General features: G+C 62.8%; 21 protein-coding genes and 1 pseudogene. 13 read left to right on the plus strand and 9 right to left on the minus strand.

Translation table 11 applies throughout. The features are described from left to right. Positions 1 to 11: 11 nt before the first annotated feature. Positions 12 to 1,403 carry a YihY family inner membrane protein gene (locus tag BVG12_RS02850; protein WP_229503785.1) on the plus strand — a complete coding sequence of 464 codons (1,392 nt, stop codon included), beginning with the start codon at positions 12 to 14 and terminating at the stop codon, positions 1,401 to 1,403. Here the strand turns inward: BVG12_RS02850 and BVG12_RS02855 are convergent. From BVG12_RS02855 to BVG12_RS02865, 3 genes are read right to left on the minus strand one after another with little or no spacing between them, the layout of a single operon-like run. Continuing rightward, complete coding sequence (locus BVG12_RS02855) at positions 1,393 to 1,701, minus strand: Mpo1-like protein (protein WP_075791101.1); 309 nt, start codon at positions 1,699 to 1,701, stop codon at positions 1,393 to 1,395. The genes BVG12_RS02850 and BVG12_RS02855 overlap by 11 nt on opposite strands. Positions 1,702 to 1,740: 39 nt before the next feature. Continuing rightward, positions 1,741 to 2,550, minus strand: coding sequence for an alpha/beta fold hydrolase (locus tag BVG12_RS02860; protein WP_075791102.1), 810 nt, complete (start codon positions 2,548 to 2,550; stop codon positions 1,741 to 1,743). Position 2,551: 1 nt separating this feature from the next. Then, complete coding sequence (locus tag BVG12_RS02865; RefSeq protein WP_075791103.1) at positions 2,552 to 3,688, minus strand: PLP-dependent transferase; 1,137 nt, start codon at positions 3,686 to 3,688, stop codon at positions 2,552 to 2,554. 190 nt (positions 3,689 to 3,878) lie between these two features. On the opposite strand from BVG12_RS02865, the gene BVG12_RS02870 reads away from it, so the two are divergent. Further along, positions 3,879 to 4,334 (plus strand): CBS domain-containing protein, encoded by a 456-nt coding sequence (locus BVG12_RS02870; RefSeq protein ID WP_075791104.1) that lies wholly within the window; start codon positions 3,879 to 3,881, stop codon positions 4,332 to 4,334. A 7-nt stretch (positions 4,335 to 4,341) separates the two neighbouring features. Here the strand turns inward: BVG12_RS02870 and BVG12_RS02875 are convergent, their stop codons facing one another. Then, positions 4,342 to 6,582, minus strand: a complete 2,241-nt coding sequence (locus tag BVG12_RS02875) for a GGDEF/EAL domain-containing response regulator (protein WP_075791105.1) — start codon at positions 6,580 to 6,582, stop codon at positions 4,342 to 4,344. Between the two features lie 176 nt (positions 6,583 to 6,758). Between BVG12_RS02875 and aroC the strand changes: the two genes are divergently transcribed. Next, positions 6,759 to 7,853, plus strand: a complete 1,095-nt coding sequence (aroC, locus tag BVG12_RS02880) for a chorismate synthase (RefSeq protein ID WP_075791106.1) — start codon at positions 6,759 to 6,761, stop codon at positions 7,851 to 7,853. A gap of 150 nt (positions 7,854 to 8,003) precedes the next feature. Here aroC and BVG12_RS02885 read toward each other — a convergent pair whose 3' ends face one another. Then, the gene (locus BVG12_RS02885; RefSeq protein ID WP_075791107.1) at positions 8,004 to 9,497 is read right to left on the minus strand and encodes an HDOD domain-containing protein; all 1,494 of its coding nucleotides are present in this window, start codon (positions 9,495 to 9,497) and stop codon (positions 8,004 to 8,006) included. Further along, the gene (locus tag BVG12_RS02890) at positions 9,494 to 11,224 is read right to left on the minus strand and encodes a putative bifunctional diguanylate cyclase/phosphodiesterase (RefSeq protein ID WP_370662824.1); all 1,731 of its coding nucleotides are present in this window, start codon (positions 11,222 to 11,224) and stop codon (positions 9,494 to 9,496) included. Before BVG12_RS02890 ends, BVG12_RS02885 begins: the two co-directional genes overlap by 4 nt. A gap of 341 nt (positions 11,225 to 11,565) precedes the next feature. On the opposite strand from BVG12_RS02890, the gene BVG12_RS02895 reads away from it, so the two are divergent. The 4 genes from BVG12_RS02895 (at position 11,566) to BVG12_RS02910 (ending at position 14,914) form a co-directional block, all read left to right on the plus strand. Continuing rightward, a complete protein-coding gene (locus BVG12_RS02895; RefSeq protein WP_075791108.1) occupies positions 11,566 to 13,272 on the plus strand; it encodes an isovaleryl-CoA dehydrogenase in 1,707 nt (568 codons plus the stop codon). A 122-nt stretch (positions 13,273 to 13,394) separates the two neighbouring features. Beyond that, positions 13,395 to 14,045, plus strand: a complete 651-nt coding sequence (upp, locus tag BVG12_RS02900) for a uracil phosphoribosyltransferase (RefSeq protein WP_075791109.1) — start codon at positions 13,395 to 13,397, stop codon at positions 14,043 to 14,045. Then, positions 14,042 to 14,416 carry an Hpt domain-containing protein gene (locus BVG12_RS02905; RefSeq protein WP_075791110.1) on the plus strand — a complete coding sequence of 125 codons (375 nt, stop codon included), beginning with the start codon at positions 14,042 to 14,044 and terminating at the stop codon, positions 14,414 to 14,416. Before upp ends, BVG12_RS02905 begins: the two co-directional genes overlap by 4 nt. A gap of 294 nt (positions 14,417 to 14,710) precedes the next feature. Next, complete coding sequence (locus BVG12_RS02910) at positions 14,711 to 14,914, plus strand: cold-shock protein (RefSeq protein WP_036231758.1); 204 nt, start codon at positions 14,711 to 14,713, stop codon at positions 14,912 to 14,914. An 83-nt stretch (positions 14,915 to 14,997) separates the two neighbouring features. Here the strand turns inward: BVG12_RS02910 and BVG12_RS02915 are convergent, their stop codons facing one another. Then, positions 14,998 to 15,912, minus strand: a complete 915-nt coding sequence (locus BVG12_RS02915; protein ID WP_075791111.1) for a LysR family transcriptional regulator — start codon at positions 15,910 to 15,912, stop codon at positions 14,998 to 15,000. A gap of 171 nt (positions 15,913 to 16,083) precedes the next feature. On the opposite strand from BVG12_RS02915, the gene aceB reads away from it, so the two are divergent. Beyond that, on the plus strand, positions 16,084 to 17,673 hold the full coding sequence (gene aceB / locus BVG12_RS02920; protein WP_075791112.1) for a malate synthase A: 1,590 nt from the start codon (positions 16,084 to 16,086) through the stop codon (positions 17,671 to 17,673). A 167-nt stretch (positions 17,674 to 17,840) separates the two neighbouring features. Here aceB and gloB read toward each other — a convergent pair whose 3' ends face one another. After that, the gene (gene gloB / locus BVG12_RS02925) at positions 17,841 to 18,638 is read right to left on the minus strand and encodes a hydroxyacylglutathione hydrolase (protein ID WP_075791113.1); all 798 of its coding nucleotides are present in this window, start codon (positions 18,636 to 18,638) and stop codon (positions 17,841 to 17,843) included. A gap of 23 nt (positions 18,639 to 18,661) precedes the next feature. Between gloB and BVG12_RS02930 the strand changes: the two genes are divergently transcribed. The 5 genes and pseudogenes from BVG12_RS02930 to BVG12_RS33780 form a co-directional block, all read left to right on the plus strand. After that, positions 18,662 to 19,447 (plus strand): class I SAM-dependent methyltransferase, encoded by a 786-nt coding sequence (locus BVG12_RS02930; RefSeq protein WP_075791114.1) that lies wholly within the window; start codon positions 18,662 to 18,664, stop codon positions 19,445 to 19,447. Positions 19,448 to 19,472: 25 nt separating this feature from the next. Further along, a complete protein-coding gene (gene rnhA / locus BVG12_RS02935; protein WP_075791115.1) occupies positions 19,473 to 19,913 on the plus strand; it encodes a ribonuclease HI in 441 nt (146 codons plus the stop codon). Positions 19,914 to 20,661: 748 nt separating this feature from the next. Next, entirely contained in the window at positions 20,662 to 22,440 is a 1,779-nt protein-coding gene (locus BVG12_RS02940; RefSeq protein WP_075791116.1) for a hypothetical protein, read from the plus strand. Between the two features lie 339 nt (positions 22,441 to 22,779). Then, positions 22,780 to 23,652 carry a DUF2971 domain-containing protein gene (locus BVG12_RS33350; protein ID WP_169926783.1) on the plus strand — a complete coding sequence of 291 codons (873 nt, stop codon included), beginning with the start codon at positions 22,780 to 22,782 and terminating at the stop codon, positions 23,650 to 23,652. 117 nt (positions 23,653 to 23,769) lie between these two features. Beyond that, positions 23,770 to 24,149: pseudogene (locus tag BVG12_RS33780) on the plus strand (efflux RND transporter permease subunit); the annotation flags it as partial. Between the two features lie 80 nt (positions 24,150 to 24,229). Here BVG12_RS33780 and BVG12_RS02950 read toward each other — a convergent pair. Continuing rightward, entirely contained in the window at positions 24,230 to 25,216 is a 987-nt protein-coding gene (locus BVG12_RS02950; RefSeq protein ID WP_075791118.1) for a hypothetical protein, read from the minus strand. Positions 25,217 to 25,458 lie beyond the last annotated feature (242 nt).

Genomic DNA, 25,458 nt, shown 5'->3' on the forward strand with positions numbered 1-25,458 from the left:
GCGCTTTTTCGATGCTTTCCAAGACCGTCACCAATCTTTCCCGCAGCACGACCGAGATGATCAATACGGGCGTCGACCGGGTGCGCGGGCTGACGTGGGACGAGGCGCGCGACCTCGTGCGCTTCGCGCGTCGCCGCCTGACCGAGGAAAAACTCCCCCAGGTGGCGGGCAGCCTCACGTTCACGACGACCCTGGCCATCGTGCCTTTGCTGACCATCGTGCTGGCCATCTTCACGACGTTCCCGATGTTCGGCAAGCTGCGCACGGCGCTCGACAATTATTTTGTCCAGATGCTGATGCCCAAGGCGATCGCGAACACGATCACGTCGAACCTGACGCAGTTCGCCAGCAAGGCGACGGGATTGTCGGCCGTGGGCGGTATCGCGCTCGTGTTCACGTCCGTCGCGTTGATCAGCACGATCGAGCGGGCCTTCAACCAGATCTGGAAAGTCCGCCGGCCGCGGCCCCTCGTGCAGCGGGTGCTCGTGTACTGGGCGCTCGTCACCCTGGGGCCGCTCGCGTTCGGTATCTCGCTCACCCTCACGTCGCAGCTGTTTTCCGCCACCAATGGCCTGATGAGCCTCGTGCCGTTCCTCGGTGCCGTGTTTTACACGGTGGTGTCGGTCGCGCTGACGACGGCCGCGTACGTCCTGCTGTACATGACGGTGCCGAACCGCGACGTCGACTGGCGCGACGCCGTCTGGGGCGGCCTCGTCGCCGCCATCGCGTTCGAGGTGGCGAAACGCGTGTTCGCGATCTTCATCCGCCAGTTCCCGACCTACGCCATCATCTACGGCGCGCTGGCGGCGTTGCCGCTGTTCCTCGTCTGGATGTACCTGTCGTGGATGATCACGCTCGTGGGCGCGCTGCTGACGGCCGCGCTGCCGATCGTCAAGTACGAGCGCTGGTGGTACGAACCGGTGCCGGGCGGCGCGTTCGTCGACGCGATGGCCGTCCTGAAGGTGCTGCAGGGCGGTGCGCGGTTGACGGGGACGGCGATGGTGTCGAACGCCCAGATCCGCGCCTGCACGCGCATCGGCTACGACGAGATGACGTCGCTGCTGGAACAGATGGTGGCGGCCGGCTGGGTCGGCCGGGTGCAGGCCGAGACCCAGGTGCCGCTGCGCTGGAGTATGGGAAAAAGCGGAGGAGCACGCGCCGGCACCCAGTGCTGGGTGCTGCTCGTCGATCCGCGCCTCATCCGCCTGGCGGACGTCTACCGGCTGTTCGTGTTCGGCGGCGTCAAGAGCGAGGCCGGGCCGGCGGGCGATGCGGCGACGTCGCCGCTGGCGTTGGACACGGCCGCGCTGGCGCGCCAGGTCGAAGCCGCCGTCGAACGGGGCCTGGACGAGACGCTGGCCGAGCATTTCGAGCGCACGGGCCCGGCTTCCGTTACCAGCTGAGCTTGCCCGTCAGCATCTGCCAGTACATCACCCAGTCGGCGCGGAACGAATACCAGGGGTGGTCGAACGTGGCCGGCCGGTTCTTCTCGAAAAAGAAGTGGCCGATCCACGCGCCGCCGTAGCCCGTCACGACCGCGACGAGCAACCACCACGGATTCAGGCTGTCGATGTATTGCGCGATGCCCGCGATGGCCGACGACGTCCCGAGGAAGTGGGCGCGCCGGCACAGCTGGTTCTCGTGCTGGGCCAGGTAATAGGGATAGAACTGCGCGAAGCTGTCGTAGCGGACGGCGGCCATGCCTGTTCTCCTGATCGTTGCCCCACTGCCCAGTGTAGATCAATTCAGGCCGCGCACGAAGTCCGCCAGCGTGTTTGTCACGGCTTCCGGCTGTTCCGTCATCAGGGAATGCCCGCAATCGAGGGCGACCACGCGCGCGTGCGGGATCGCGGCCACGAGCGCCTGCGCGGAGCGGGGCGGCGTCATGACGTCGCGCCGGCCCTGCACGAACAAGGTCGGACACGCGACGGCCCGCGCCGCCGCGTCGCCGTTGGCGTACGTATTGCACGCGACGAAGTCCGTATGAAACAGCTGCGCGGGGTTCAGTTGCGACAGGCGCTGCATCAGCCGGCGCGAGGCGCCCGGCACCCAGAAGCCTTGCGGGCTGCCTGCCGCCGCCGGTGCGATGCTCGCGTGCGACCACAGGTTCACCATGTCGATGGCGGTGGCTTCGTCCGTGCGCGCGGTTTCCAGCAGGGCGTCCGACACCTTCATCGGCCACGTGCTGCCGGCGAGGGCAAGCGCGCGCACGCGGGCCGGAGCCTGGAATGCGGCCTCCAGCGCGATCAGCGATCCCATGCTGTGGCCGGCCAGCACGGCGTGGGTTATGCCGGCCGCGTCCAGCAGGGCGAGCAGCCAGGTTGCCATCGCTTCCACCGTCGCCAGCGCGGGACCGGCGCTGCGGCCGTGGCCGGGCAGGTCGACGGCCAGCACGGGGTGGCCCTGCCGCGCCAGGGCGCGGGCCTGGGCCGTCCAGACGGAATGGTCGTTCTGGGCGCCGTGGACGAATACGATGGCGGGGCGGTCCGGCACGGGGGCGGTGCCGGCGGTATAGGCGTAGGCGGTGTCGCCGTTCACGTCGATCAGCATGTCAGGCTCCTTTTTGCGCCAGTTTGAGGGCGCGGGCGATGTCGTCGAGCAGGTCATCCGCGTCTTCCAGGCCGATCGCGAGGCGGACCGTGCCCGCGGCGGCCGATGCGGCATGCGAGCGGGCGCCGCCGCTGGCGCCCTCCCGGCCGACCAGTTTCAATCCGTCGAGGAAGCGCGCGGCGGCGGCGGGACCGCCCAGCAGCGCGAACGGGACGATGGCGCCGCAGCCGCGCGGCAGCAGGCGGCGGGCAATGGCGTGGTCCGGGTGGCTGTCCAGGTCCGGATACGCGACACTCGCGACGGCCGGGTGGGCCGCGAGGGCTTCGGCGACCCGGCGCGCGCCCGCGACGTGGCGCTCCATGCGCACGCCCAGCGTCTCGAGGCCGTTCAACATGACGGCCGCATCGTATGCGCCGGGCGTGGCGCCGAAATCGCGCAGGCCCGCATGGCGCGCGCGCAGGGCGAAGGCGCCCACCGTCGACTCCTCCGCGAACACGCGGCCGTCGCAGCCCGGGTCCGGCTCGCACAGTCCGGCGAAACGGCCCGTGCGCGCATGGGCCGCGTGCCAGTCGAACGTACCGCCGTCGACGAGCAGGCCCCCCGTGGCGCCGGCTTTGCCGGACAGGAAGGCCGCGTCATGGATGACGAGGTCGGCGCCGTGGTCGAACGGCATCAGGAGCCACGGCGTCGCGAGCGACGCGTCGACCAGCAGCGGCAGGTCGTGCTCGTGCGCGATGGCGGCCACCTGCGGGATGTCGAGCACGTCCAGGTCGGCGTGGCCGAGGGCGGCGCCGGCCAGCAGCCGCGTTTCGGGCCGGATGGCACTGCGCCAGGCGTGCGGGTCGCGCGGGTCGACGAAGGTCGTGGCCACGCCGAAGCGCGCGAGGCCGTGCGCCAGCAGCGCCGCGTGTTCCCCGCGCAGGTTGTGCGCGGCGACGACGTGGTCGCCGGCGCCCGCAAGCGTGGCCAGCGCGAGGTGCAGCGCGGCCTGGCTGCTCGCCGTGGCGAGGCCGGCCACGCCCCCTTCGAGGGCGGCGATGCGTTCTTCCAACGTGGCGACGGCCGTGGGCGCCGCTTGCGGGCTTGTGGCCGTGTGCAGCGCGAGGGTGGTGAAACCGGGATACCTGGGTCCGCTCATGGCGTGCTATTCCTGAATGACGAAGACGGCGCATGCTAGCATTCGATAGCGCTAACCGTTACATTTAATCATCAAGATGGTGCGTCTTGCACGGTTGCAGGGCATAAAGCTGGATTTTTCGAGGAGCTTAGGCTAGAGTCAATTTATGAGTTATACAACGCAGCAAGCATCTCCAATCAAGGGGGTCCAAATGAAGGTATCGGAAATCCTGCAGGTCAAGGGCGACATCCTGTACACGGTCTCGCCCGACACCGACCTGGCCAACGCCGCCGCCACCATGGCCGAGCGCGACATCGGTTCGCTCGTCGTGATGGAATACGGCGACCTGGTCGGCATGCTGACCTTCCGCGAGGTCATCAAGGCCTTGCATGCGCATGGCGGCTCGCTCGAGCACGCGGGCACCGTGCGCAAGCACATGGACGACAGCCCGATCACCGTCACACCGGACACCGAAGTCAACGAAGTGCGCCGCATCATGCTGGAAAAGCACGCGCGCTACCTGCCCGTCATGAACGCGCGCACGCTGCTGGGCGTGATCTCGTTCTACGACGTCGCGAAGGCCGTGCTGGAAGCGCAGAGCTTCGAGAACCGCATGCTCAAGGCCTATATCCGCGACTGGCCGGCGGAGCAGATGGCCGAGGACTGATCGCGGATCACGCGGCGCGTGTCAGCGCGTCGCTCCCGAGCCACTCGATGAGTGCCTCGGGCGCCAGCGGCCGCGCGAACAGGTAGCCCTGCGCCAGCGGGCACCCGAGGGTCTGCAGGATCTGCGCCTGGCGCTCGTCTTCGACGCCCTCGGCGATGATCGACAGGCCCAGGTTGCGCCCCAGCTCGATGATCATCTCGGCGATGCTGCTGCCGCGCGCCGCGTCCGTGATTTCCGTCACGAACGCGCGGTCGATCTTCAGGCGGTCCACGCGCAGCCGCTGCAGGTAGGACAGCGACGAGAAACCCGTGCCGAAATCGTCGATGGCGATGGACACGCCCGTGCGCTTGATCTCGGCCAGGCGTTCGATCAGCAGGTCGGGCTCCTCCATCGCCATCGATTCCGTGATTTCCAGTTCGACGCGCTCCGGCGGCGCGCCCGTGTCGGACAGCGCCTGGCGCAGCATGTCGATGAAATGCGGATGGCGGAACTGCACCTGCGAAACATTGATCGACATCGTGAAGTCGAGGTGGCCGGCCGCGCGCACGCGCATGAGTTCCGCGCAGGCTTCGCGCAGCACCCACGCACCGATGTCGATGATCAGGCCCGAGTATTCCGCGATGGGGATGAAGCGGTCGGGCGGCACGAAGCGGCCGTCCTCCGTGCGCCAGCGCAGCAGGGCTTCGGCGCCGAACGCGCGCCGCGCGGCCAGTTCGACCTGGGGCTGGTAGGCGAGGAACAGTTCGCCGCGCGCGAAGCCGCCGCGCAGGTCGTGCATGAGGCGCACGCGTTCGCGGATCTCCACGCCCATGCCGCGCGAAAAATAGAAATGGCCGCCGCGCCGCAGGCTCTTGGCGCGCTTGAGGGCGATGTCGGCATCCTTGAGCGCGTCGGCCGCGTTGGCGTCGTGTTCGCGCAGGCGCACGAGGCCCAGCGTGGCCGACACCTGCACGTCCTGGCCTTCGATCGAGAACGGTGCCGCGAACAGGCCCTGGATGGCGGCCGGTTCGATCAGGTCGGCCTGGCCCAGCAGGCAGAAGGTGTCGCCGCCGATGCGGGCCAGTGCCAGGCGGCCGTCCAGTTGGAGGCGCAGGCGTTGCGCCACCGCGCCGAGCAGCGCGTCGCCGAACTGGTGGCCGAGGGCGTCGTTCGTTTCGGCGAACTGGTCGATGTCGACGAGGCACAAGGTGGCATCGGCGCCGGTCTGCAGGCTGTCGTCGACGAGTTCGATCAGGCGCGTGCGGTTCGGCAGGCCCGTCAACGCGTCGTAGAACGCGGCGCGGTGCAGGTCGGTCATCAGCGCGACGTTGTCCAGGCCGACGGCGATGCTGCTCGTGAAGACGTCGATGAGGCCGCGGCGCAGTTCGTCCAGCGGGCGCGCAAGGCGCACCCAGGCGGCGAAGTCGCAATGCGCCTTGCCGCTGAAGTAGAGGGCGAGGTGGTCGTCGCGGTACAGGTTGCGGCGCTCGGCCAGTGCTGCCGCGATGGCCGCTGCCGGTCCGTGCGCGCCCGCCGCGAGCATGCCGTCGCGCGCGAAGTCCGCGGCGGGGCCGCAGCTGGCCAGCACCTGCCAGCCGCTGGCGGCGGTGCCCGGCGGGCAGCCGCACAACAGGCCGTCGGCCGGCTGGCCGGCGAGGGCGGCCACTTCACGCAGGATGCCCAGGGTCATCTCGGCGACCGAATGCAGCGCCATCAGCTCGGTGTTCGCCCGCACGACTTCGGCCAGGCCCGTGCGGCTGTCTTCCAGCGCGTGGATCTGCTGGTAGGCGCGGATCGCCGCCGCCACGCTCGTGTAGAGCTTTGTGCGGGTGAGTTCGGACTTGGTGCGGTAATCGTTGATGTCGTAGCCGCGGATGGCATCCATCTCGGGCGCATAGCCGGGCTGGCCCGTGCGCAGGATGATGCGCACGTCGTGGCGGCCCAGCGTGTCGCGCACGTGGCGCACGAGGTGCAGGCCGGCGTCGGCCTGTTCCATCACCACGTCGAGCAGGATCACGGCGATGTCGTGCTCGCGCTCCAGCACCGCCATGCCCTGGGCGGCGGAATAGGCATGCAGGAATGTCAGCGGCCGGCCATGCATCTCGAGACTGCCCAGCGCGAACGTCGTCGTCGAGTGGACGTCGGCATCGTCGTCGACGATCAGCACGCGCCACGCGCCGCCGCCATGGGGGGCGACTACCGGCGTCTCGTCTGCGAACACCAGGTCGTCGTCCTGCGCGTCGCCCGAGGGCGTGTGCGGTGCGGGCATCTGCTACGTCTCCAGGTTGGGCTCGGTGATTGCAAGCTAGTATATATGGGATGGTATCAATTCAGGCAAGAAAATTCCGCACGGAAACATTTTTGTTGATCTGAATAGCATTCCCCCGCCCGCATGTCCGTGCTGGTAAAATCTTTCATTCCATTCGCACAACCCAACGAGAATCCATGTCCGGCAACACATTTGGCAAGCTGTTTTCCGTAACCACTTTCGGCGAGTCGCACGGTCCCGCGATCGGCTGCGTGATCGATGGCTGTCCGCCGGGGCTGGCGCTGTCCGAGGCCGACATCCAGCCGGAGCTGGACCGGCGCAAGCCGGGCACGTCGCGTCACGTGACGCAGCGCCAGGAAGCCGACCAGGTCAAGATCCTGTCCGGCGTCTACGAGGGCGTCACGACGGGCACCCCGATCGCGCTGCTGATCGAAAACACGGACCAGCGCAGCAAGGACTACGGCAATATCGTCGAGATGTTCCGCCCGGGTCACGCGGACTACACTTACTGGCACAAATACGGCGTGCGCGATCCGCGCGGCGGCGGCCGCTCGTCCGCGCGCCTGACCGCGCCCGTCGTCGGCGCCGGCGCCATCGCCAAGAAATGGCTGCGCGAAAAATACGGCACCGAATTCATGGGCTGCATGAGCCAGCTCGGCGACATCGCCGTGCCGTTCCAGGATTTCAAGCACGTGCACGACAATCCATTCTTCGCTGCGACGTCGGACGCCGATCTGATCGCGCGCATGGAGGCGGCGATGGATGACCTGCGCCGCGCCGGCGACTCGATCGGCGCCCGCATCGACGTGGTGGCGAAGAATGTGCCTGTCGGCCTCGGCCAGCCGATCTACGACAAGCTCGACGCGGATATCGCGTATGCCATGATGGGCATCAATGCCGTCAAGGGCGTGGAGATCGGCGCCGGTTTCGACTCGGTGGCGCAGAAGGGTTCCGAGCACGGCGACGAGCTGACCCCCGAGGGCTTCGTCGGCAATAACGCCGGCGGTGTGCTGGGCGGTATTTCGACGGGCCAGGACATCATGGTGTCCATCGCCATCAAGCCGACGTCGTCGATCCGCACGCCGCGCCGCTCGATCGACAAGCAGGGCAATCCGGTGACCGTCGAGACCTTCGGCCGCCACGATCCGTGCGTGGGCATCCGCGCGACGCCGATCGCGGAAGCGATGCTGGCGCTGGTGCTGATCGACCACGCGCTGATGAACCGCGCGCAGTGCGGCGACGTGCACGTGGATACGCCGCGGCTGCGTTAACGCCGTCGTCCCCGCGAAAGCGGGGAGCCGTACCGCGTGTTCGAAGGCGGGTATTTATAGAGCTGAAGTGTGGCAGGCATACGGAATCCCGGCGCTCGGCATGGCGGGAATAATGCCGGGGGCATTATTCCCGCTTGCGCGGGCATGACGTCAGGCCCGGCTTGCCGCCGCTTCCACCGGCTGGCGCCGCTCGACGCTCTTCACCACGAGGCCGCGCAACTCGTTCAGCAACGAGAATTCCGTCTGGCTCAGGTAGACGGACGGGAAGCGGTCGTCCCAGTCGCCGTAGATGAAGCCGACCGGCTCGCCGTGCGTGCATAACGGGATGATCACGAAGCAGCGCGCTTCCTGCAGCGTGTCTTTCCACCACGTCGGCAGTTTGCTCGAGAATTTCGGGTCGCGTGCGTTCTCGATGAAGATCACGCGGTCGCTGCCGAGGGCGGCGAAGAACACGTTCGGTTCGTAGCTGTCGTCGAAGGCGAGCTTGGGGACGAGCGTCTTGGCGTTGTCGCCCAGGCCGATCTTGGCCGTGTAGCGGCCGTCGCGGCGGTTGCGCAGGAAGCCGAAGGCGCGTGTGAACGACAGGCCATGGTAGGCGGTCTCGATCGCCATCGACACCATCTGGCCAGGCGTTGCCTGGGCAGCGGCGTCGCGCATGTCGGCCACGCCGTTCAGGAGGATCTTGTTGCCGGCCTCGCGCATGCGCGTGACGGCGGCGGCGCGGGCGCGCTTCTCCGGCGGATTCGCGAGCGGCGCGATCGACAGGTCGGCGGCCGCTTCGACCTTGGCTTTTTCGATGGCGCCGACGATGTTGTCCGGCTCGATGCCGATCAGCGGCGCAAAGCCGGCCGCCAGCAGTTTGACCTGCTCGGCGCCCGCTTCGTCGCCATGCCACAGGCTCTCGGCGCACTGGCTCGACATGGTGCCGAGGGCGGCGAGCCAGTCGTCGTGGTTGAAGTCGGCGGCGCGCTCGCCCGGCTCGACGCGGCGCATGCCGGCGATCAGGTTGTGGGGCAGGCCCCAGTGCTCGGCGGTCGCGCGGCCGATCTGTTCGAGCGAGAGACCCAGCTGGGCGATGGACGCCGCGTCGATGTCCCCGGCACCCGCGGCCTGCTGCATCATCATCCAGTGTTCGGGCAGGTAGAACGTGACCATCATCCGGCCCAACGAGTGCAGGATCGAGCACACGACGGCTTCTTCGGGATCGCGCGTGGCCGCTTCGCTCGCGACCTGATGCGCCACCATCCCTGCCAGCACGGCCTTTTCCATCTCGATGTGGGCCTGCAGCGAATCGGGCGTGGACTTGGAGAGTTCCTCGATGAGTTTCAGGCCCAGCGCCAGGTGGCCGATGGCTTCCGTGCCCAGCACGAGGATCGCTTTCGAGACAGTGTTGACACGCTGGCCGAAGGCCGAGTACATGCCGCTGTTCGCGAGGCGCAGCACTTTCTGGGTGAGCACGGGATCGGACAGCACCGTCTGGGTCATGGAAAAGTCGCGCTCGTCCTCGCCGCGCATGGACGCGAGGATGGCGTTGATGGCCTTCGTGAAGCCCGGCATGTCGCCGCGCCGGCGGATCCGCTCCCACAGCAGGGAAAGGGTCGCGTCGGCTTTCGGCGATCGTTCGATGGTAGCAGTCTGGTTCATGTGAGGCCCGCCCGTAATTCGCCCGGCAGCAGTTCCGTGTACAGGTTTTCCTTGAGCGCGGCCATGGCCACGTGGGCTGGCATCGGCTTGCCGGTGAGGTAGCCTTGTACGTAGTCGCATCCGCGCGACTCGACGTAGGTCAGTTGTTCTTCGGTCTCGACGCCTTCGGCCACGACCGACAGATCGAGGTGTTGGGCCAGCGAGAGTACGGCGTTGCAGATCGCCGCGTCCTTGGTCGAGGCGGGCAAGTCCTTGATGAAGGCGCGGTCGATCTTGAGCACCGAGATCGGGAAACGCTTCAGGTAGGCCAGGCTCGAATAGCCCGTGCCGAAGTCGTCGATCGCGATGCGCGCATTGCGTTCGGCCATCTTGGTGAGGATGGCCTCCGCATGGACCGGGTCGATCATCAGCGTGCCCTCGGTGATCTCGAGGACCAGCTTGTCGCCCGGCGTGCCCGAAAAGGCGAGGGCGTCGTCCAGCACGCCCAGGAAGCGGTCGTTGCGGAACTGGCGCGGGCTGATGTTGACCGAGATGTACAGGTCGCGCTTGGCCACGTCTTCGAACTGGCGCAGCTGCACCAGGGCCGCCTTGAGCGCCCAGGCGCCCAGCAGGTTGATGAGGCCATTGGTCTCGGCGATCGGGATGAAGCGCACGGGCGGCACCATGCCGAGGGTCGGGTGCTTCCAGCGCATCAGCGTCTCGAAGCCTTCGATTTGGCGCGTGCGGCTGGAGACGATCGGCTGGTAGTACAGCAGGAATTCGCCTTCGCGCACGGCCTGGAACATCGCGGCTTCGAGCGAGATGTCGTGCTGCGGCGGTCCGCTTTCGCGCACGCTGTAGACGACCGTGCGGCCCTTGCCCGTTTCCTTGGCGCGGCCCATGGCGGCATCGGCAAGGGCGATCAGCCGGATCTCGTCCTCGGCGTGGTCGGGGTAGATCGACACGCCGACGGACGCGCCCAGGTACACCGTATGCCCGTCGACTTCGAACGCCGATTGCAGCGCCGCGAGCAGGCGGCCGCTGACCAGCTTGATCTGGTCCGGCGTGAAGGTGCCCGGCAGGACCGCGACGAATTCGTCGCCGCCGACGCGGGCCAGCGTATCGCTGTCGCGCAGCGTCTTGCGCAGGCGGCCCGCGGCTTGGCGCAGCACGGCGTCGCCGACCGGGTGGCCGAGGCCGTCGTTGACTTTCTTGAAGCCGTCCAGGCCGATCGTGGCGATGCAGAAGCCCTGGCCGGAACGGCGCGCGTTGGCGATCACCATGCGGATGCGGTCGGACAGCAGCAGCCGGTTCGGGAGTTCCGTCAGGGCGTCGTGCGTCGCCATATGGCGCAGACGCTGCTCGGTGGCACGCTGGGCCGACATGTCGCGGCCGACGGCCAGCAATTCATGCCCGCCGGGGAGAACCGCAATGCGCAGTTCGTACCAATTTTCCTTGCCGGCGCAGCGCATCCGCACTTCAACGAGCACCGGGTCGCTGGCCGTGCCGGCATCGACGAGGGCATTGCGCAGGGCCGCTTGGTCGGCGTCGACGGCGAGGGACGTCAATAGGGTGCCGGCGAGGGGTTGCGTGCCGAACGCACGCTGGGCGCGCTGGCTCGCGTGACGGATCAGGCCGGAAGGATCGAGGCGGAACGCGACGTCGCCCACCGCTTCCATGTAGCCGTCCGGGCTCGCCGGGGCCGCATGGCGCGGATCGTTCGGTACGGCGGGTGAACTGGCGCGCATTGTCGAAATTTCTGCTTTCTAATCTTGGCAGCAAGGCCGGGGTAATGCTGGAGTGTACCAAATCAACAAGCAATGTATCACCGAAAGATGCCAGCGAGCACTAAAAAGCACAATGCCCCGCGTCTTTCTGTCTTTGCTTGATGCGTCGCAGTTCCTGGATCGGATGGGTCGCGCTTGCCCGGCACAAGGCTTTACGCTAGCCTTGTTGCTTAACCGATAACCCGGAGCTGCAATGCCAGGGAATATTGTCGCCGATATAGTGCAAATAGGAAACTTTTACTCCAAAAATATGATGCTCAACTGCAACAGCTGAGCGTGCGGACCACGCCGGAGGAGGCGCCATGAACCGTTTCGATACCCACGAGGTTTTCAACCAGGCGCCGCCGTTCGGCGACGTCAACCTGTTCCACTGCGATGCCGCGCTGCGGGAAGGCGTGACCCGCGAGGGCGCCGAGTGGGCGGACGCCGGCCTGGAGCGGCTGGGCGCGGAACTGGGCCGCGCCGGCGTGCTCGACCTGGGCCGTCTGGCCAACGAGTTCCCGCCGCGCCTCGTGAATTTCGACCGGGGCGGCCACCGCGTGGACGAGGTCGAGTTCCATCCGGCGTGGCATGAATTGATGCGTCTCCTGATCGAGAACGGCGCGCATTCCCTGCCATGGGAAGCGCCCCGGCCCGGCGCCCAGGTCGCGCGCGCGGCCGCCTACCTCATGTTCGGCCAGGTCGAGAACGGTTCGCAATGCCCGGTGACGATGACGTACGCGGCGGTGCCGGCGCTGCGCCAGCACGCGGGCATCGCGGCGCGCTGGCTGCCGACGATTCTGTCGCGCGCTTACGATCCCCGTTCGCTGCCCATCGAGCAAAAGCGGGGCGCCCTGATCGGCATGGGCATGACGGAAAAGCAGGGCGGCACGGACGTGCGCGCCAACACGACACGGGCCACGCGCATGAGCCCGGCCGTTGCCGAAAGCCGTTTCGGCGCGGATTGGAAAGAGGCATGGAGCCTCGTCGGCCACAAGTGGTTCTTTTCGGCCCCGCAATCGGACGCCCACCTCGTCCTGGCTCAGGCCGACGAGGGCGGCAGCGCCGGCGAAGCGTCGCCCGGACTCTCCTGCTTCTTCGTGCCCCGCTACCTGCCGGACGGGACCCGCAACGCGATCCGCGTGCAGCGCCTGAAGAACAAACTGGGGAACAAGTCGAACGCCTCGTCCGAAGTTGAGTTCTGCGATGCGGTCGGCTGGATGATCGGGAAGGAGGGGCGGGGCATCCCGACGATCCTCGAGATGGGCAGCCACACCCGGCTCGATTGCGTGACGGGTTCGGCCGGCATCATGCGCGCCGCCCTGTGCCATGCGCTGCATCACGCGCGCGCGCGCAGCGCGTTCGGCCGCCGGCTGGCCGAGCAGCCCCTGATGCAAAACGTATTGGCCGACCTGGCGCTGGAATCGGAAGCGGCCACCGCGTTCGCGTTGCGGCTCGCACGCTGCTTCGACGTCGGTGCGGACGGCGCCGTCGACCCGCGCGAGGCGCTGCTGGGCCGCCTCCTGACGCCGGCCGGCAAGTACTGGCTGTGCAAGCGCGGACCCGCGTTCGGCGCCGAGGCGATGGAAGTCATGGGCGGCAACGGATATGTGGAGGACGGCCCGCTGGCGCGCCTGTACCGCGAATTTCCCGTCAACTCGATCTGGGAAGGGTCCGGCAACGTGATGTGCCTGGACGTGTTGCGCGCGTTCGCCAAAGGACCGGAAACGCGCGACGCCCTGGCCGCGGAGCTGGCGCTGGGAGCCGGCCGCGATGCCCGTTTCGACGCGTGTTGCGCACGTCTGCTGGATGACCTGGGCACCCTGGCGGCCGACGAATTCGGCGCGCGCCGCCTCGCCGAACGACTCGTCGTGGCCGTGCAGGCCGGCCTGTTGCTGCGCCATGCGCCGCCTTTCGTGGCCGAGGCCTTCGTGGCGTCGCGCATCGCGGTGGACGTCGGCGGCGCGTTCGGCCGGCTGCCGGACGGCGTCGATTGCGCGGCGATCCTGGACCGGGCCCTCGTTGAATGAAGGTCGCCATAAAACTTCGACAAAGGACGGGACAAACGGGCGCGCGGCTGGGATAATGTTTGCCATTTACCAAAACACCACGCCGTTGCCACAAGCGACGGCTTTCGTATCGATTCCCGCTCATGAAACAAGACCCGCGCTTCCCGAACCTGTTCATCCTGAACCATCCCCTGATCCAGCATAAGCTGTCCCACATGCGCGACCGCGGCACGTCCACGCGCACGTTCCGCGAACTGCTGCGCGAAATCACGCTGTTGATGGGTTACGAGATCACGCGCGACCTGCCGCTGACGACGCGCACCATCGACACGCCGCTGATGACCATCGACGCCCCCGTCATCGCCGGCAAGAAACTGGCCATCGTGCCGATCCTGCGTGCCGGCGTCGGCATGAGCGACGGCCTGCTGGAACTGGTGCCGTCGGCGCGCGTGGGCCACATCGGCGTGTTCCGCGACCCGGACACGCATCTGCCCGTCGAATACCTCGTGCGCCTGCCGGACACGACCGACCGCACGTTCATCCTGTGCGATCCGATGGTGGCGACGGGCAACTCGGCCGTGTACGCTGTCGACGTGCTGAAAAAGCGCGGCGTGCCGGACGACCAGATCCTGTTCCTGGCCCTCGTCGCGGCGCCGGAAGGCGTCGAGGTGTTCCACCAGGCCCATCCGGACGTGAAACTGTACGTCGCGTCGCTCGACGACAACTTGAATGACCACGCCTACATCGTGCCGGGACTGGGCGATGCGGGCGACCGCATCTTCGGCACCAAATGAGCAACAGCGCGGATGCCGAGTTCTTCGCGCGTCTCGGCGAACTGAACGATAAATTCGCGGCGAGCCTGCCGCAGACGCTCGGCCGCCTGTCGGCCGCGCGCAACGAGTTCGACACGCAGCATCCGCCGCTGGCGCTGATCGAGCAAATGCATGCCGTTCTGCATACGTTGGCGGGCTCGTCCGCCACATTCGGTTTCCGCATCCTCGGTCAACAGGCGCGCATGCTGGAACAGCGCCTGCGCGTGCTGATGACGTTCGACGGCGTCGCGCCGCAGGAATGGGAAGCGTGGCTGGCCGAGCTGGACGTGTTCGTGGCCTGGGGCACCATCGACCCGAAAGCCGCTTATCCCAACGACGACTCAGCCGTTTAACCTTACAGCAAAGCACCTGTCAGGAAATCGTTTGATTTAGGACAAACTTTATCTGCTTCCATGCCCTATATTTTGCGTAGTGCCGACGCATACGGGATCGGTAAAGGTTGGCGATAGGAATTGTTACGGATCCCGGTTTTATTTTGCGAAAACCGTGTACATGCGGGTTTATTCGGTATAATTAGGGATCGTTGGATTCGCGGTAGCAGTGCAGTTAGTCTGTCATTTGTTTCTTGCTTCTTCAAACGATCGTAAACGGACTTCGGTCCACTTCAACTGAAATAGGAAATTGTAATGGCAACTGGCATCGTAAAATGGTTCAATGACTCCAAAGGCTTCGGGTTCATCACCCCGGACGAAGGCGGCGAAGACCTGTTCGCGCACTTCTCGGCGATCCAAACTCAAGGCTTCAAGTCGCTGCAAGAGAACCAGCGCGTTTCTTTCGACGTGACCTCTGGTCCGAAAGGCAAACAAGCATCGAACATCCAGCCGCTGTAATTCGCTGAATGTCTGATAAAAAATCCTCGGAATCTCCGGGGATTTTTTTTGCCAAGCCGCAAGGCGTTGCGGCCTGGCTGTTATCAGCCCGTCATATTCCGGCGCCAGTACTCCGGCTGAGAATAGGCGTGGCGCAGGAAATCGACGAATACGCGGATGCGCAGCGGCAAGTGGCGGCGTTGCGCGAATACGGCATAGATATCGCTGCCGGGCGCCGCGTACTGCTCCAATACCGGCACCAGCAGGCCCGCCTCGATTTCCGAACTCACTTCCCACATCGACCGCCACGCCAGGCCGCGTCCGGCCATCGCCCAGTCGTGCAGCACGGCGCCGTCGTTGCATACCATATTGCCGCCCACTTTCACTGTGACGATCTTGCCGTGGTCGCGGAAGGTCCAGCCCCGCTGGCTGCCCTGGCTGCTGATCGCCAGGCAGTTGTGCTTGCCGAGGTCGTCGAGGGTTTGCGGCGTGCCATAACGTTTCAGATAGCCCGGCGTGGCGACGACCACCCGGTGATTGTCGGCCAGTTTCACGCCGACCAGATTCGAGTCCGTCAGGCTGGCGATGCGGATCGCGATATCGACGCCTTCGCCGATGACGTCGACCACGCGGTCGGAGAGGTTCAGGTTGACGCTCACCTCGCGGTGCTCGGCGAGGAAGGAGGGCACCAGCGGCGCCACGTGCTGGCGGCCGAAGCCGGCCGGCGCGGAGACGACGAGGTGTCCCGTCGCGCGCGCACTCCGTTCGGACACGGCCGCTTCCGCCTCTTCCAGCTCGGCCAGGATCCGCTGGCAATCATCGAGGAACGCCGCCCCTTCGTCCGTCAACGCCAGCTTGCGCGTGGTACGCTGTAACAGCTTGACGCCCAGGCGCGCTTCGAGCGCGTCCAAGCGGCGGCCGATCATGGCCGGCGCGATGCCTTCGGCACGTGCCGCGGCCGACAGGCTGCCGCGGGCGATCACTTCGACGAAGGTCGATATCTGACGAAAATGGTCCAAAGAATCCTCGATGCTTGCTTTGATCTGTGACAAAAACGCACAAATGAATATATTTTTTGTCTCGTTTAGGCGAGTAATAGTGAATATACTTGAAGCAATATCAAACGCCAAGCCGGCTTGTGCCAGGACGTGCGGCACAAACCGAATTTCATACCAGAACAGGAGAACGCAATGACCATCGCCACCCCAGCCGGAATGGAAATCCGGGCCGAGATCAAACCCGGCTACGAACAGATCCTGACGCCGGAAGCACTCGCGCTGGTCGCGAAACTGAGCCGCGAATTCGAACCGCGCCGTCAGCAACTGCTGGCCGCCCGCGTGGAGCGCGCCAAGCGCCTGGACGCCGGCGAGCGCCCGGACTTCCTGGCCGAGACGGCCCACATCCGCAACGGCGACTGGAAGATCGCGCCGATTCCGAAGGCGCTCGAATGCCGCCGCGTGGAAATCACGGGCCCGGTCGAGCGCAAGATGGTCATCAACGCGCTGAACTCCGGTGCGGACAGCTATATGACCGACTTCGAGGATTCGAATACGCCGAACTGGGACAACCAGATCACCGGCCAGATCAATATGCGCGACGCCGTGCGTAAAACGATCTCGCTGGAACAGAACGGCAAGCAATACAAGCTGAACGACAAGGTCGCGACCCTGGTCGTCCGTCCGCGCGGCTGGCACCTGGACGAGAAGCACGTTCTCGTCGACGGCAAGCGCATCTCGGGCGGCATCTTCGACTTCGCCTTGTTCATGGTCCACAACGCCAAGGAACAGCTGGCCCGTGGCGCCGGCCCGTATTTCTATCTGCCGAAGATGGAATCGCACCTGGAAGCGCGCCTGTGGAACGACATCTTCGTCATGACGCAGAACGAACTGGGCCTGCCGCAGGGCACCATCAAGGCGACCGTGCTGATCGAGACGATCGTCGCCGCCTTCGAGATGGACGAGATCCTGTACGAACTGCGCGAGCACAGCGCGGGCCTGAACGCCGGCCGTTGGGACTACATCTTCTCCTGCATCAAGAAGTTCAAGCTGGACAAGGACTTCTGCCTGGCCGACCGTCCGAAGGTCACGATGACGGCGCCGTTCATGCGCGCCTATGCGCTGCTGCTGCTGAAGACCTGTCACAAGCGGAATGCCCCGGCGATCGGCGGCATGTCGGCTCTGATTCCGATCAAGAACGATCCGGAAAAGAACGAAATCGCGATGGGCGGCGTGCGCAGCGACAAGGCGCGCGACGCGACCGACGGCTACGACGGCGGCTGGGTCGCGCACCCGGGCCTCGTCGACCTGGCGATGACGGAATTCAAGAAGGTGCTGGGCGACCGTCCGAACCAGATCGACAAGCAGCGTCCGGACGTCGAAGTGACGGCCAAGGACCTGCTGGACTTCCGTCCGGAGACCCCGATCACGGAGGCGGGCCTGCGCTACAACATCAACGTCGGTATCCACTACCTGGGTGCCTGGCTGGCCGGCAACGGCTGCGTGCCGATCCACAACCTGATGGAAGACGCCGCCACCGCCGAGATCAGCCGTTCGCAGGTGTGGCAGTGGATCCGTTCGCCGAAGGGTGTGCTGGAAGATGGCCGCAAGGTTACGGCCGAGATGGTGCGTGCGATGATTCCGGAAGAGCTGGCCAACGCGAAAGCGGCCGCCCCGAACGGCGACAGCCCGACCTATGACCGCGCCGCCCAGATCTTCGAGCAGATGTCGACCTCGGAAGACTTCGCCGAGTTCCTGACGCTGCCGCTGTACGAAGAAATCTAAGTTGGACCTCGACGCAGCCGCCATCGACCGGCGGTTGCGTCGTTACCACTGCCGTTGCGCCGCCGGCTATCCGCCGGGAAGCGCGCAACCCGTCTTCATCGATCCCGTTGCCCTGCAACCGCCAGGGCAAGGCATCGATCCGGGCCTCGCCTCTTCCCGCCTCACGTTCAGAACACGTTCTTCCATTCGCGCAGCGCCGCGAACACGGCCACCGGGTCCGCACCGGACGGCAGGCGGCCGGCCGCCGCCAGGCTCTCGATGATCGTCGGCTCGCGCGTACGCAGGAAGGGGTTCGTCGCTTTTTCGATGGCGATCGTCGATGGAATCGTCGGCAGGTGCGTGCCGCGCAGTTGGCTGTCGTTGGCGATGCGCATATGCAGCGCCCGGTTGCCCGGCTCCAGTGCTTCGGCAAAGCGCAGGTTCGCTAGCGTATATTCGTGGGCGCAATAGACCAGCGTATCGTCGGGAAGGGCGGCCAGTTTCGCGAGCGATGCCGCCATCTGTGCGGGCGTGCCTTCGAACAGGCGGCCGCAGCCGCCGCCGAACAGCGTGTCGCCGCAGAACAGCCAGTGGCCGCCGTCGTCTTCGCGCACGTACGCGATGTGGCCGTTCGTGTGACCGGGCACGTCCAGCACGGCGAGTTCGAGGGCCAGCCCCGGCACCCGGACGCGGTCGCCTTCGCCCAGCGGATGGTTGACCGTGACGATGCCGTCGTTGCGCGGTCCATACACGGGCACGTTGCTGTGTTCCAGCAGGGGCATCACGCCGCCAATGTGGTCAGCATGGTGATGGGTGAGTAGAATGGCGGTCAGGGTGAGACCATTCGCCTGCAGGGCCGCGAGGATCGGTTCGGCGTCCCCCGGGTCGACCACTGCCGCATGGACGCCGTCATGGATGAGCCACAGGTAATTATCCTTGAACGCGGGCACGGTCAGTACGGTCGGTTCAGTGGGCGCAGGAGTCATTGGGGTTTGAATAAAGGTTGGGCATGGACAGCGCGGCATCCGAAAAATCCATTATAGCGCTCGACCGCTGGCTGCAATCGCCGGCGGGCGCGTACGTGCGCGCCTGGGAGCAGGCATGCCTGGACGAGTTGACGGTCGATATCTTCGGCTTCAACGCGATCCAGATCGGCGTGCCCCAGATCGACGCGCTGGCCGCGAACCGCATGCCTAATAAATGGCAGGCGGCCACGCGCACCTCCACGGCCGACGAGCTGGCCTTCGCGGCGAAGAGCAAGCAGATCGCGGTGGCGCTCGACTTCGCCGAGCTGCCGTTCGCGTCGCAAAGCCTGGACCTCGTCGTGCTGCCGCACGTGCTCGAGTTCGCGGCCGAGCCGCACCAGGTGCTGCGCGAGGTGGAGCGCGTGCTGATCCCCGAAGGCCAGGTGATCATCTGCGGCTTCAACCCGGCGAGCCTGTGGGGCGTGCGCCAGGGCATGGGACGCATCACGAGCAGCGACTACCTGCCGGCCGCGGGCGAGTTCATCTCTATGCCCCGTTTGAAAGACTGGTTAAAATTGTTGAATCTCGGCGTCACGCGCAGCCATTTCGGCTGTTACGCGCCGCCGTTCCGGACCGCGCAGTGGCTCAACCGCTTCGCCTTCGTCGAAGGCGCGGGGCGCCGCTGGTGGCCTTATCTCGGCGCCGTGTACATGGTGCACGCGATCAAGCGGGTGAAGGGCATGCACATCATCGGCCCGGCCTGGAACAAGAAGACGGCCAAGGCGCCGCAGGCGGTGCCGGCGACGAACCGCAACGAACATCACAAGTAATACGCACAAAGGAAGAAAACGCAGCATGACCAAAGTTGAGATTTTTACCGACGGTGCCTGCAAGGGAAATCCGGGCACCGGCGGCTGGGGCGCGCTGCTCGTGGCCGATGGCGGCCACGAAAAGGAAATCTTCGGCGGCGAGCCGAACACGACCAACAACCGGATGGAACTCCGCGCCGTGATCGAGGCACTGACCACGCTCAACCGCCCATGCCAGGTCGTGCTGCACACGGACAGCCAATATGTGCAGAAGGGGATTTCGGAATGGATCCACGGCTGGAAGGCGCGCGGCTGGAAGACGTCGACCAAGGAACCCGTCAAGAACGACGACCTGTGGAAAGCGCTGGACGCCGCCCAGCAGCAGCACGCCGTCGAATGGCGCTGGGTGCGCGGCCATAACGGCCACCCGGGCAACGAACGCGCCGACGCGCTGGCGAATCTGGGTGCGGCTTCGGTAAAGCGCTGATTTTGCTATACTAATTGGTTTTCCCTAACGCTTTTTGAGTCTTCACGCGCATGCGCCAAATCGTGATCTTCTATATAGGAAGCAGGAGTGTAAACGGTCAGTGAGTGACCCCATTCTCTTCTGTGATGCAGCTCTTCTAAAACCTCTTGTTGGTCAAATGTCGAGTAAAGTGTAAACCTAGAGCCGTTTTGCCCCCTCTCTGTTTACACTTCATGATGCCGTCCTGTTTGCAGTGGGTACTCAGCAATAACCGGTGAACGTTCGTCCTGATGCACGACCCAGTCTCTTCCTACACTTGCAAACGGTAACCCACGCGATCCAGCCCGTCTCGCTTGGGATGCCGTAATGCACGACAAGGCTTCTTCTCGCACGTCGTTCTAATACGATGCTTCTGCTTTTCTGTCTCTGCTTCGCAGCCTGATCTGAAATGAGGATCGCTTCAGGATCTGGGTGGGCTAGGAAGAAGTAAATTTTTGCAGCTAAAATAGTGGCAAATATTCATCGCACAAATATTATGAAAAGCGGTCGAGCATGCGACAGTTGTGCCGCTCACGTCCAGTTTGGCGTTGAAGGATCTTGTAACTCCTGCGAACAGGTCAGATGCAGGTAACGGGGACATGCTTTAGGGCCTAGATCGGTCGCGAATAGCGAAGTCGTTAATTCCTGTCACGAGTACGGTAACAAATTCAGAGGCATTCCGACTGCTTCACAAACGGTTGACGTCAGCGTCGAGGACGAAAGCATAGCTATGAATCAAGACTGGATCCTTCAACAAAGAGAAACTCGACGAGCGTTCTCAAACTCAACTTGGGTGCCCTTGAGGGAAAGCAGCACGGATGAGCAGGGTAATGTTCGTGCTGTGGGTTATGTCAGCGAAGTATTCGCATGCGGATCTGTTGCCTTTCCGCCGGAGCATCGCGGCTTTGCGGAAGGACTTAGCTGGAGTGAAATCGGGATTGGACGCAGTGCGCAACCATATGCCTACGAGGACGGCTATTATTCATCTATCGAGCAGTATCAATATCACGATAAAGAACCAATAGGAGTCAATCTAGTCTTTGAACACCCCCAGCCTGTTGTAGGCGGAAAGCTGTGGATTTTAAATCCTGATCTAGTTGTCGCGCTGCATCTAATAAAGGAGGGGGGCGAGTGGGTCAGGCCAGAAGAAAACTTCGCGGTAGTGGCACGCGAAGTTGTTGACGAAAAAGGGAATTATCGTCGCATTGAAATTAAGCGAGAGTTCCTGATGGATTACTTGGCCGCAAGGAATCTGTCGCTCCGACTGTCCTATTACCGTCAACGAGTAGAGAATGTGGCTACTTTGGAAAACAGTCCGTACTCGAATCTGGTAGACCTACAGGAACAGCGGGACGGGGGGCGATTTGAGCTTCGAGTTCGCACTTTGGATACTATTTTTGGGGGGAGTTGGGCTTCGTTTCGCATGTGGCGAACGGACGTCGATGAAGATGATGACGCGCCGGTAATGGGGCCAGAGAACAATGATAACGTCGAGACCGAGAGCTCCGAAGGATATCGTGGTGGTTACAAAGGCGTGCGCGTAGAAGGGGAGTTTTGGCGAGACGAATGGATCGAGCACCAAGGGCTGAGTGTGCGTGTGCGAGGAGATGCCGACAAGAATCTTCCTCAATTCATTGTGGAGACCGATGGGGCACGAATTGCATCTGTAGATTTAGATAATGAAGATATTGGCCGATGGCTTTGGTTCCGCCCAAGCATAGTCAACGAGCTTCTTAAGTATCGTGGTTTTTCATTAGATTGGTATACCGCAGAAACCGGCGCTATACACTCAACATCCGGTTACGTAACTCCTTTCGGTGTCAACGGTTCTGACCTTGTAACCGTCTATGCTTATGATATCGCGCGTCTAGACGGCTGGGAACAGCACATTTGGGCTGCACATAATGTTGTCCCCGATGGAAAAGTCTCTAGCGAATTATTAGCTGCACAGGTAAGAGCTGAACCAGCCGGCACTTATGCTGTTGAGTTTTTGCTCTTCCAAACTATGCGCCAATTAGAGCAAGGCTTCCGTGATAGATTCGGCGTATCGTTATATACCCATGACATTGACGATGCAGCAGTTATGCAGCATATGTCTCGTTTTGCAAGTACAGATCAGGCCTCATTGTTGAGACTGGCGAAAGAACTCGTGCGCGTGTTTTCGGATCGACTTAATGTCACTGTACTTCGTAAGCTTGCGGCTCATGCGGAAAAGGAAAAGCTAGGCTCGAACAAACTTCTACAGGATATTTTGGCACAGAAGGTGGGTGCTGATAGAGCACGCCAAGTGCTTAGTGTCATTGCTGGTGCATACGATATGCGAGTAGGTGACGCACATCCGACAGGTTCTAAAATCCGTGATGCTATAAAACTCGCAGGAGTTGATGAAAGCTTGTCGTATCTGCAGCAGGGCGAGCAACTAATTTCGAATTTTGGAGAGGCAGTCTGGTGGATCGGAAGATTGCTTTTCGGGCCGCCTGAAGGCGATGGGTCAAAAACCATTGGCTGACTATGATTTTTTCGTAGTGAGCCGACGCGTGTCCACCCTACCGAGGTTACACTTGGGATCAGTTCGATTTTGTGACGTACCGGCGGTGCCAGGCTTGGCGCCTGAAGTGAAAGACGTCGCGCGAAGCCGATAGACGGTCGTACGTGAGATTGTCCTCTTTTTTGATTTATTGATCGCCTTCTGTCGACGGCTATTGCTTGTGTTCTCCCAAAAAATATGAAAAATCGAAGAAAAATAGGCGAAGTCAAACGAGAGATTCTCGATGGATGTGAATACGGGTTACTCAGAGCGGAACGAGTCTCCTCCATTAGATATATTGCTAGGTATCCCGATTTGTTCATGTACAACGGAGGTGCCATAGCTCATTATACCGATTTGGCTGGCTTTATTGGAATCTTGTCCAATAAAGGCTTTTGGCTATCGGATGCTCGATATCTGAATGATGAAGAAGAGTTGCACAACGGGCTGAACCTTGCACAAAGTTTGCTGCAAAGGCTTATCGCGAAAAATAGATGCACATTCTTTACGGATGTGCTCGATGGGGTGGCTAGAAAACTGTCAATCGATCCGCTCCGCGATACATACGTGTGTTCGTTTTCAACAAACTCCGACATGCTAGAGCAGTGGCGAGCATATGCTAGAAATGGGACAGGCATTTCTATTGAGTTCGATCTTGCAAGAACGACTCATTACCCACACTTCGGTTTGCCTCCACAATACTTTACTATGAAGGTGGTCTACGACGACGAGGTAAAGATCTGGATTTTGCTTTCTGTTATATCGACGTATCGACAGGGTTTCTTGTTTGACTTGGCGCGGCATCCGAATGAATGCAAAGATTATATCGATGACTATATTCGAAGCTTGGCATTTCGCCTATCGTCGCTATTTGTGAACTTCAAACACTCGTCGTTTCGCTCGGAGCAGGAGGTGCGGCTTGTTGATGCGTCTCGAAAATTTGATTTTTACAATGGGAAGCGCTATAGAGCATCCAATGGCATCATTGTGCCTTACGTTTGCACATATGACACGAAACTAAAAAACGATAATGGTGAACCTATGGAGCTCGATAATCTGCCAGTTCGTAAAGTCATGGTGGGACCTGCGGCTCATCAAAAGGCAATGATAAGTAGTATAAAAAATTTTCTCGAAGATTTTGGATACGGTGGCGCTATCCCGGTAGCGAAGTCATGTATTCCTTACAGGGGTTGATCCGCATTAGTGGGAAGGGCCCTGTAGAAGGACTTGCCGGCCTATCTGCGGCGCCCCCAAACAATGCGTTACTCATCCACCACAGAAGGTGACAATCACGGCAGAATTACCACACCGTATGGGTTAATCGCGCTGGCCGGGTTTTCGGGCGAGTTTGGCGTAATCATGCTGCTGTACCTAAAGCATGCTTGGGAACCCCAGTTCGCTGCCGGCGAATCCGGCGAGGTCGACCTGTCAATGCGATCTGCGAGGGTGCCGTCCTGCGTGTGCGGCCGAAGGCGATGACGATGGCCGTGATCATCGCCGGTCTTCTGCCAGCCATTGCGGTTTCCGGGACGGGGTCGGAGATCATGCAGAGATCGCGGCGCCGATGGTGCATCGGATGATCACGGCGCTGCTGCTTTCAATGTTCGTGGTGCCGGTGGTACCTCTTGTTGCGGCGTTGGCGGTTGAGGACGCAGCCGCCTACCACCAATACGATTTCGAAATCGGCCTGAAGTGGGACACTACCAGGTGAGCAGTGCTATCGTTTGGTGTACGTGCGATCGGCGATGCCATCAAGACCAGTAGAACATCACTACTCAAAACGCTCATCGCTGATTCGATCGCGCGCGGTTTCGAATTCTCGCTCTCTGGCCACTTCTTGCGCGCACTGGGCCTTGGCCGCCATTGCGAGCGGGCCAAGGGGTGGGATCAAAGGCGCGATGCTGTCCAATAGCCGAGCGTTTGCCTCCATGAGTGCGGCGCGCGACCCGCTCCAACTCATGGGCCGGAACCGTGCAATGAATGTTGCGAGCACTGCCTCGGGATTAGGAGCACCCATAAGTAGTGCCACAGCTTGTTCGGACCATGCGTGCGCTACATTTGCTTCCGCGGGCCGATCAAACGTTATGATCGCAGCCGCAAGTGGGTAGCGAACCTCAGCGTCTAAGTTGCACCAAGCGATGAGTGTAGCGGGGGGAATCGAATCCATCGGGTTAGCTCGATGGTCTCCCGAATCGTCAAATACCCGCACACCAACCCGACGGTCTTCTTCGTCACCCGAGAATAGAGCATTTAATACTGGAACAGGTTGTACTTGTAATAGGGCTGTAAGCAGTTCCTGATTCTCGAACGAGTGAGCCTCGTAGTTCGCTATGGCCTGCCGTAGTTGAATGGCAACTTCAGCTGCAATCGGGCCTGCGGCGCTTGCAGTCAGGCACGCCTTCGCAACCTCCGCAAGATGGTATGTTTTGCTCGAATCGATGGTCCGGAAGTCGATACGACGTAACAGCTCTTGCCCTGCCAAAACAAGCTCTGGCTCATGGTCCCGCTTGTCGGAACGGTCCGAGTAGAAACGCATGTCTAGGATTTCCAGCGCAACATCAAACCCGTCGGGCTGGCCGGCAATCAACAAGAGCAGCTTTTTGAAGGGACCGGGGGGCATATGATCCGTGACGCGGCCGAACGTAAGGTATCGGAACGCCAGGATCGGGACTTGGGCGTGCAGTGCGCGCTCAAGTCTGGCTACGCCGCGCGCATCGATCTCTACGGCTGTTTGTAATAACGGCGAAAGCTGGAGCAAGCTTGGGGTTTCGAGCGCGGCATCAAGTAGGTCTTGTGCGAGGGGTCTGTCTCGCTCCCAGACAGCTGCCAGAAAGCCCCTGAGAACTTGAACATCATGGTGCTCCGACGGTACTTGCCCAAGACCGTCGGCGAGTTTTTCCCAAGTGGCGAGAGCCTGGGGTAACGCTGTCGCCAACCCCTGACCAAACGCCCATGTTCGGGCCCCACTGAACCGCCCCGGGTTTTGTAGAGGCTCCATTG

The sequence above is a fragment of the Massilia putida genome (assembly GCF_001941825.1).
In the GTDB taxonomy this organism is placed as follows: Bacteria; Pseudomonadota; Gammaproteobacteria; order Burkholderiales; family Burkholderiaceae_D; genus Telluria; species Telluria putida.